At 72.8% G+C, this 6622-nt stretch carries 6 protein-coding genes; all 6 read right to left on the reverse strand.

Annotation, left to right across the window (positions count from 1 at the left end; translation table 11 throughout):
- Positions 1–197: hypothetical protein (locus L2I40_RS16610; protein WP_237216311.1), on the reverse strand; the 197-nt coding region annotated here is incomplete at its 3' end.
- A gap of 23 nt (positions 198–220) precedes the next feature.
- Positions 221–2557 carry an outer membrane protein assembly factor BamA gene (gene bamA, locus L2I40_RS16615; protein WP_372491072.1) on the reverse strand — a complete coding sequence of 779 codons (2337 nt, stop codon included), beginning with the start codon at positions 2555–2557 and terminating at the stop codon, positions 221–223.
- A gap of 158 nt (positions 2558–2715) precedes the next feature.
- Positions 2716–3843 (reverse strand): RIP metalloprotease RseP, encoded by a 1128-nt coding sequence (rseP, locus tag L2I40_RS16620; RefSeq protein WP_237216313.1) that lies wholly within the window; start codon positions 3841–3843, stop codon positions 2716–2718.
- Between the two features lie 22 nt (positions 3844–3865).
- The gene (gene dxr / locus L2I40_RS16625) at positions 3866–5035 is read right to left on the reverse strand and encodes a 1-deoxy-D-xylulose-5-phosphate reductoisomerase (protein WP_272910978.1); all 1170 of its coding nucleotides are present in this window, start codon (positions 5033–5035) and stop codon (positions 3866–3868) included.
- Positions 5036–5037: 2 nt separating this feature from the next.
- Entirely contained in the window at positions 5038–5922 is an 885-nt protein-coding gene (locus tag L2I40_RS16630) for a phosphatidate cytidylyltransferase (protein ID WP_237216314.1), read from the reverse strand.
- A gap of 50 nt (positions 5923–5972) precedes the next feature.
- Positions 5973–6622: polyprenyl diphosphate synthase (gene uppS / locus L2I40_RS16635; RefSeq protein WP_237216315.1), on the reverse strand; the 650-nt coding region annotated here is incomplete at its 5' end.

The raw sequence follows: 6622 nt of genomic DNA on the forward strand, positions 1-6622 counted from the left end.
ATCAGGGCGGGCTGCTGGCCCTGCGGCGGCCTCGCCGGCTGGGCGCCCTGCCCCTGCGCGCCCTGCGGCCGCTGCTGGCCCGGGATGAACCAGTCCTGGCCGCCCTGCTGCGCCGCCGCGGGCCCGGCCGCGCCGGTCAGCGCGAGGATGGGTGCGGCGAGCAGGAGGAGGCCGGGAAGAAGGTGGCGCAAGCGCATCGCAAGGGGGTTCCCGAAGCTGGTCAGAATCGCGTGCCGAAGCCGAACCGGACGATCTGCGTCTCGTCATAGTCCTTCTTCACGACGGCCTGCGCGATGTCGATGTTGATGAGGCCGACTGGCGTGCGCCAGGAGATGCCGACGCCGGCGCCGACACGCGGCGAGCTGTCGTCCACCACGCCCACGCCGGTCACCGGCGTGTTGGACAGCGAGCCGACATCGACGAAGGCGCGCCCGATCAGCCCGAGTTCCGAGGGCAGCGGCAGCGGGAAGCGGAATTCCGTCGACTGCGTCCAGATCAGGCGTCCGCCGAGCGGGTCGCCGGTGGTCAGGTCGCGCGGCCCGACGCCGGCGAGGCGGAAGCCGCGCAGGTTGTCGCCGCCCAGGAAGAAGCGGTCGATGATCCGCTCGTCACGGTCGCCATAGGGCTCCAGCAGGCCGACGCCGGCCTGCAGGACCAGCACGTAGTCGGGATCGCCGAGCAGCCGCTCGAAGGGGATGTAGTACGCCGCGTCGGCGCGCAGCCGCACGTAGCTCACGTCGCCGCCGAGGCCGGCGAAGTCGCCGCCGAGGCGCAGGATGTAGCCCGAGCGCGGCTCGATGCGGCTGTCGCGCCTGTCATAGGCGATGGTGGTGCCGAGCTGCGACAGCAGGGTCTCGCCCGCCTGCTCCTTGATGAAGCGCGACGCATCGGGCTGCACGTCGAAGACGTTCCGCTGCACCAGGCTGTAGGCCCAGGACTGGCGCAGCCGCTCGTTGAACTCGTAGCCGGCACGCAGCACGATACCGTAGCGCCGCTCGGAGTAGGAGGCGACCTCGCGCAGGTTGCGCTGCAGGTAGAAGGCGTCGAAGCCGGCCGCGAGGTTGCGGTCGAGGAACTGCGGATCGGTCACCGAGAAGTCGAACTGGCTGCGCCGCTGCGCGAGCAGCGTCTGCAGCCGCGCATCCACGCCGGTGCCGAGGAAGTTGCGCTCCCGGATGCCGAAATCGGCCAGGAAGCCCGCATCGGTCGAGAAGCCGCCGCCGAGCGAGACCTCGCCGGTCGGGCGCTCGCTCACGCTGGTGTTCAGGATCACCCGGTCCGGACGCGAGCCCGGCGAGGGCTGGATGTCCACGTTGCTGAAGAAGCCGAGGTCGCGCAGCCGCTGACGCGAGCGGCGCAGCGCGGCGGGGTTCAGCGGGTCGGTCTCCGCCAGGCGGAACTCGCGCCGGATCACCCGGTCCTGGGTGCGGGTGTTGCCGGTGATCTCGATCCGCTCGACGAAGGCGCGCGTGCCCTCGCCAACCTCGAAGGTCACGTCCACCGTGCGCGCCTCCGGGTTGCGCGCGATGCGGGGGCGGATGTCGACGAAGGGCTGGCTGGCGAGGGCGGTGCTGTCGGTGAGCGTGTCCACCGCGCGCTCGATCGCCTCGCCGTCGTACCAGTCGCCGGCCGAGAAGGGCACGTCGCGCCGCAGCAGGTCGAGGTCGACGCCGCGCAGCGTGGTCGTCACGTCGACGCGGCCGACGCGGTAGCGCGGGCCCTCGTTGATCGTGAAGGTCACGAAGAAGCCGCTGCGGTCTGGCGACAGCTCGGCGGTCGAGCTGGTCACCTGCACGTCGGCGAAGCCCTGGCGCAGGTAGAAGCGGCGCAGCAGCTCGCGGTCGAAGTTCAGCCGCTCCGGGTCGAAGACGTCCGAGGAGGAGAGCAGCCGGTACCAGGCCTGCTCGCGCGTCGCGATCACGTCGCGCAGCCGCGTATCGGAGAAGGCCGCGTTGCCGACGAAGTTGACGCGGCTGACCAGCGCGGTCGGGCCTTCGGTGATCTCGAACACCACGTCCACGCGGTTCTGGTCGAGCTGGATGATCTTCGGCTCGACCTGCGCGCCGAAGCGGCCGCGGCGGGCATAGAGGTCGAGGATGCGCTGGCGGTCGGCCTGCGCCTGCTGCGGCGTGAAGACGGCGCGGGAGCGCAGCGTGACCTCGGGCCGCAGCACGTCGTCGGACACGCGGCGGTTCCCCTCGAAGGCGACGCGGTTGACGATCGGGTTCTCCTCCACCGTGACCTGGATGCGGTCGCCGCTCCGCGCGACCGTCACGTCGCGGAACAGGCCGGTGGCGAAGAGCGTCCGCAGGCTGCGGTCGAGCCGGTCCGCATCGAACGGGTCGCCGGGCTGGAGCAGCATGTAGGAGCGGATCGTGTCCGCCTCGATCCGCTGGTTGCCGGTCACGTCAATGCCCCGCACGACGCCGGAGGGCGCGGCCGGCGCGGCGCTCGGCACGCGCGGGCGCTGCTGCGCCTCGGCGGGAAGCGACAGGGCGACGGGGATCAGCGCGCTCGCGGCGAGCAGCAGGAGCCTGTGTGCGGCCAAGGCGGTCATCCCTGCGGTGGAGAAACGGCCGCCTCTCCTAGCGGATGGACCCCCATCCCGTCACCCCGCCCAAGGCGCAAGCTGGGTTTCAGCGCGTTTCAGGGCGCGCGGCAGGCCCGCGACTCGGGGCGCTCCGGTCGCCCCCGGGTGCTGCAGGCCACCGCCGCTCAGCCGAGCAGCCCGCCGACCCAGCGCACCACGCCGAGATTGGTCAGGTCGTTCCAGGTCGCGAAGACGAATAGCGTGATCAGCAGCGCGAAGCCGGCCCGGAACCCGATTTCCTGCGCCTTGGCCGGCAGCGGGCGGCCGCGGATCGCCTCCGCCGCGTAGAACATCAGGTGGCCGCCATCGAGGATCGGGATCGGGAAGAGGTTGATCAGCGCCAGATTCACCGACAGCACCGCCATGAAGACGATGAAGGTGTCGAAGCCGAGCCGCGCCGCGTCGCCCGAGATCTTGGCGATGCCGAGCGGCCCGCCGAGTTCCTCCGTCCCCCGGCTGCCGGTGATCATCTGCCCGACCGCCGCCAGCGTCTGCCAGCTGACCGAGGCCGTGCGCTCCACCCCCGCCCAGAGCGCGCTGAACGGATCGACCGATTCGTAGCGCACGGCGGGCGCCGCCTGGATGCCGAGCCGCCCGACCGTGGCACCGTTCGCCTCCACCGGGCGCGGCGTCACCTGGATCGACAGCTCGCGCCCGCCCCGATCCACCGTGACCGTGATCGGCTGCCCAGCGCGCGGCGCGACATGCGCCTGGATGTCCTCGAAGCGCGCCACCGCGCGGCCGTCGAGGGCCACGATGACGTCGCCGCGCCGCAAGCCCGCCTCGGCCGCCGCGCCGCCGCCCGAGAGCATGCCGATGCGCGTCTGCACGCCCTGCGGATCCGGCACCTCGCGCCCGATCGCGAGGAAGAGCGCGGCGAACAGCACCGCCGCGAGCAGGAAATTCGCAAGCGGGCCAGCCGCGACGACGATGGCGCGGTCCTTCACCGGCTTGTCGTGGAAGGTCTCGCCCGGTCGCCAGGCCGCCTTCTGTTCCGGCGTCGCATCCGCCGGCGTCTCCTGCCCGTGCAGCTTCACGTAGCCGCCGAGCGGGATCCAGCCGATGCGCCATTCGGTGCCGCGCCGGTCCTCCCAGCTCGCGATGGAACGGCCGAAGCCGACCGCGAAGCGCTCCACATGGATGCCGCGCCAGCGCGCCGCGAGGTAGTGGCCGAGCTCGTGGATAAAGATGAGGACGCCAAGCACCACCACGAAGGCGAGGACGGTGCGGACCGGGTCGGGCAGGAAGTCCAAGGAAACTCTCCGTCTGCCGCCGTCAGGCGAGCGCGGCGCGTGTCTCGGCCCGGCGGGCCGCCTCGGCACGGGCGGCCGCATCGAGCGCGAGGATGCCCTCGAGCCCGTCCGGATCGGCGGCGGGAAGCCGCGCCAGCGTCTCCTCCACCACCGCGGCGATGTCGAGGAAGCCGATGCGCCGTTCCAGGAACAGCGCCACGGCCACCTCGTTCGCCGCGTTCAATATGGTGGGCGCGCCGCCGCCCGCCAACAGCGCCTCCCGCGCCAGCCGCAGCGCGGGGAAGCGCACCGGATCGGGGGCGAAGAATTCGAGCTTCGCCAGCGCCGCGAGGTCGAGGCGCGGGATCTCCGCCGTCATGCGCCGCGGCCAGGCGAGCGCATGGGCGATCGGCGTGCGCATGTCGGGACTGCCGAGCTGCGCCAGGATCGATCCGTCGGCGTATTGCACCATCCCATGCACCGCCGACTGCGGATGCACCAGCACCTCGATCTGCCCGGCCGGCAGGGTGAAGAGGCGCGCCGCCTCGATCACCTCGAGGCCCTTGTTCATCATGGTGGCGCTGTCGATCGAGATCTTCGCACCCATCGACCAGGTCGGGTGCTTCAGCGCCTGTTCGGGCGTCACGCGCGCCATGCGCTCGAGCGGCCAGTCGCGGAACGGGCCGCCGGAGGCGGTCAGCACCACCTTCTCGATGCCTGCCCCGTCGCAGCCGGCGAGGCACTGGAACACCGCGTTGTGCTCGGAATCGACCGGCAGCAGCGTCGCCCCGGCGCGGCGCGCCGTCTCCAGCACGAGGTCGGCGGCGCAGACCAGGCTTTCCTTGTTGGCGAGCGCCAGCGTGCCGCCGCGGGCGAGCGCGGCAAGGGTGGAGCGCAGCCCGGCCGCGCCGACGATCGCCGCCATGGTCCAGTCGGCCGGGCGCGAGGCGGCCTCGACCACCGCCTCCGGCCCGGCGGCGAGTTCGATCCCGCTGCCGCCCAGCGCCTCCTTGAGCGCCGGCCAGGCGTCGGGGTCGGCGACGGCCGCGAAGCGGGCGCGGAAGCGGCGCGCCTGGGTGGCGAGCGTCGCGACGTCGCGGTTGGCGACCAGCGCCTCGATGCGGAAGGCGCCGGGCTCGGCGGCCTCCATCAGCGCCATGGTGGAGCGGCCGATGGACCCGGTCGCGCCGAGGATCGAGACGGAGCGGGTCACGCTCAGCGCCAGTCCCACAGCACCCGGCCATAGCCGAGCGCGAAGGACAGCAGCGCCGCGACGGGAGCGGCGGCGAGGACCCCGTCGAGGCGGTCCAGCAGCCCGCCATGGCCGGGGATGAGGTGGGAGCTGTCCTTCACGTGGAAATGCCGCTTGATCGCGCTCTCGAGGAGGTCACCGGCCTGCGAGGCTACGCCGAGCAGGGCCGCCACGGCTACCACCGCGCCGACCACCGGGTTCGTGGTGAAGGCGAAGGCGGCCACGAGGCCGATGGCGATGGCGGCCAGCAGCCCGCCCGCAGCCCCCGACCAGGTCTTGTTGGGCGAGACCGCCGGCCAGAGCTTCGGCCCCCCGAAGCTCCGGCCCGCCATGTAGGCGCCGATGTCGGAGGCCCAGACGACCAGGAACAGGAACAGCACATTGGCGCGCCCCGCGTCCGTGTCGTGGCGCAGCTCGATCAGCGCGATGCCGGCCAGCCCGATGTAGAGCACGCCGATGGCGAGACGGCCGGCCGGCTGGGTCAGCGTCTCCGCCATGCGCTGGGCGAACCACCAGGCGATGCCGAAGCCGACCAGCAGGACGAAGAGCGCCCAGCGGACATGATCCCCGACCGCGAGCGCACCGGCCGCGAAGACCGCCAGCGGCACGGCGAGGCCCGGCAGCACGCGCACGCGGCGGCCGCACATATGCACCCATTCCCAGGCCAGCAGCGCAACCGCCAGCGCCAGCATGCCGGTGAAGGCCTCGGCGCCGAGCCAGATGCAGGCGACGGCCGCGGGGCCGAGCACCGCGGCGGAGATGGCGCGCTTGCGCAGGTCGCCCCAGCGCTTGGCGCGCGCGGCCGCCTCGGCGGTAGCGGCGCGGGGCGCCGGTTCGATGTCAGCCATGCAGGTGGAAGGTTAGCAGGACAGATCGCGACGGTGCATCCGGGGCGGCATCAGGCCACGCGCGCGCCGTAACGGCGCTCGCGCCGCGCGAACTCGGCCAGCGCCGCGCCCAGTTCCACCGCGCCGTAGTCGGGCCAGAGCACGTCCTGGAACACGAACTCGGCATAGGCCGCCTGCCAGAGCAGGAAGTTGGAGATCCGCTGCTCGCCCGAGGTGCGGATGATGAGGTCCGGATCCGGCATCCCCGCGGTGCCGAGGAAGCCGCCGAACATCCGCTCGTCGACCGCGTCGGGGTCGAGCGTGCCGGCGGCGACGCGGCGGGCGATCTCCCGCGCGGCGGAGGCGATCTCGGCCCGCCCGCCATACGACAGCGCGATGTTGAGGTTGAGCCGCGCGCCGCCCGCCGTCGCGGCCTCGGCGCGGGCGATGGCGGCGACGAGGTCGGGGCCGAAGCGCTCGCGCTCGCCGATCACGCGCAGCCGCACGCCCTCCCGCGCCAGCCGCGCGACCTCGGTGTTGAGGTAGTGGCGCATCAGGAGCGTGAGGTCCTGGACCTCGTCGGCCGGACGCCGCCAGTTCTCGGAGGAGAAGGCGAAGAGCGTCAGCCAGCCCACCCCGGCCTCGCCCGCCGCCTCGATGGCGCGGCGCGCGGCCTCGGCGCCGGCCTTGTGGCCGAGGGCGCGCGGCAGCCCGCGGGCGG

The sequence above is a fragment of the Falsiroseomonas oryziterrae genome (assembly GCF_021864505.1).
Lineage (GTDB): Bacteria > Pseudomonadota > Alphaproteobacteria > Acetobacterales > Acetobacteraceae > Falsiroseomonas > Falsiroseomonas oryziterrae.